The organism is Aquiflexum sp. (assembly GCF_041749095.1).
Classification (GTDB): Bacteria; Bacteroidota; Bacteroidia; order Cytophagales; family Cyclobacteriaceae; genus Aquiflexum.
Genome location: NZ_JBGTCA010000013.1, coordinates 1 through 2,143 on the forward strand (window position 1 = coordinate 1; position 2,143 = coordinate 2,143).

The following is a 2,143-nucleotide window of genomic DNA, read 5'->3' on the forward strand; positions in this document are numbered from 1 at the left end:
TAAGAGGTCTTGCCTATATGCAAGTAGAAGTGACCGGACCAAACAGAGACCTGCATTCCGGGACTTATGGCGGTGCTGTAGGTAATCCCATCAATATTCTTTGCAAGATGATTGCTTCTTTGCAGGACGAAAACAGCCACATTACCATTCCTGGATTTTATGACAAGGTGGAGGAATATTCCAAATCATACAGGGATGCGTTGAACAAAGCCCCATTTGATCTGGAAGCATACAAAAAGGAACTTGATGTAGCAGATGTACATGGAGAAAAAGGCTTTACCACAGTTGAGAGAGTCGGAATCCGACCTACCTTAGATGTCAATGGCATCTGGGGTGGTTATACGGGAGAAGGTGCAAAAACGGTCTTGCCTTCCAAAGCCTTTGCAAAAATTTCCATGCGCTTGGTTCCCGATCAAGACCATAAAGAAATTGCTAAATTATTCGAAAATCATATCAAATCCATTGCTCCAAAGTCTGTCAAGGTAAAAGTTATCCCCCATCATGGCGGTGCCCCGGCGGTAGTATCCACAGATACTTCCGGATACCGTGCCGCAGACTTAGCCATTCAAGAAGCCTTTGGAAAAAAAGCAATCCCAACAAGAGAAGGAGGTTCCATACCCATTTGTTCACTTTTCCAGAAAGAACTTGGATTGGATCCGATTCTCCTTGGTTTTGGTCTCGATACTGATGCCCTGCATTCGCCAAATGAGCATTATGGTGTCAAAAATTACCTGATGGGAATTGAAACGATTTCGTTGTTCTTCAAGTATTTCAGATCAGAAGCTAACAAATAATATTTTTAAATTCTTCAAGGGGTACCAAGATTCCTTGGTACCCCTTGAAGAATTTAATCCCTGAACTATTTCCAAAAAAATCTCCTTTACCAATCAGTTGCGCTTATATCACACCGAAATGGCAAAATATCTTAGACATTCACTGATTCTTTTCCTTTTACTTGCATACAGTACAGCTGGTTTTACCCAGATCATTTCCCCTCCACAATGGAATATCCAAATTGAGGAGAAGGATTTGAAAGTGGGAGATGAGGTTACATTGGTATTCAAGGCCCAAATCCCAAAAGACTGGTATATCTATTCCAATGACTTTGATCCCGACTTGGGGCCCATGTTAACTGAATTGACGCTCAGCAAATCTGAGGGTATTGCATTGGTAGGTAGCCTAAAAGCCATCAATCCCCGAAAAAAATATGATGAAATTTGGGAAGGGGATGTCACCTACTTTATTGGAAACGGAGCATTTGAGCAGAAAATAAAAATTACCGCAGCCAATATCAATATCGTAGGATCCATTGATTATCAGATGTGTACGGATGTTACCGGGCAATGCATACCCTTTGAAGAAGATTTCACCCTCAAAGCTTCCGCGAAGCCTTCAGATACAAATACGCCATCGCCTGCAGTAGAAATAGAAGGAACAGATGAACAATCCTCTGAAGAAATTACTAAAATCGAGGAAGATGAAAATCCGGAGGCAATCTCAGGATTAGAGCCTCAGGAAAGAACCTATATTGATCTCAATGAAGATGAAAGTCAGGGAGGCTTATTGGGATTTATGTTTATCGCATTTTTGGCAGGTTTGGCAGCATTACTGACACCCTGTGTTTTCCCCATGATTCCGATGACGGTGACTTTTTTTACAGGTAGGTCAAAATCCCGGATTTCAGGTATTAGGAATGCTTCAATATATGGATTGTCCATTATTGCCATTTATACCATTGCCGGTACAGCGGTAGCGGCGATTCAAGGACCTGAATTTGCCAATTGGCTTTCTACCCATTGGGCGCCCAACGTCTTTTTCTTTTTGGTTTTTATCTTCTTTGCTTTTGCATTCCTTGGCATGTTCGAATTGACTTTGCCAAGTAGTTTTGTAAATAAGATAGATGCGAAAGCAGATAAAGGGGGCTTGACCGGGATTTTCTTTATGGCCTTTACATTGGTATTGGTTTCCTTTTCATGTACCGGTCCGATCGTTGGTTCTATTCTGATCAAAGCAGCCGGAGGAGACTTTATCACTCCAATTGCAGGGATGTTTGCCTTTTCATTGGCATTTGCGATACCATTTACTTTGTTTGCCATATTCCCTGAGTGGCTGAATTCCCTTCCTAAATCAGGTGGTTGGCTGA

At 41.9% G+C, this 2,143-nt stretch carries 2 protein-coding genes; both read left to right on the plus strand.

The genetic code is table 11. The features are described 5' to 3' along the window. Positions 1–794: M20/M25/M40 family metallo-hydrolase (locus ACEW8O_RS00820; protein ID WP_373492721.1), on the plus strand; the 794-nt coding region annotated here is incomplete at its 5' end. A 118-nt stretch (positions 795–912) separates the two neighbouring features. After that, positions 913–2,143 (plus strand): cytochrome c biogenesis protein CcdA (locus tag ACEW8O_RS00825; RefSeq protein ID WP_373492722.1); only part of this gene is annotated, 1,231 nt, incomplete at its 3' end.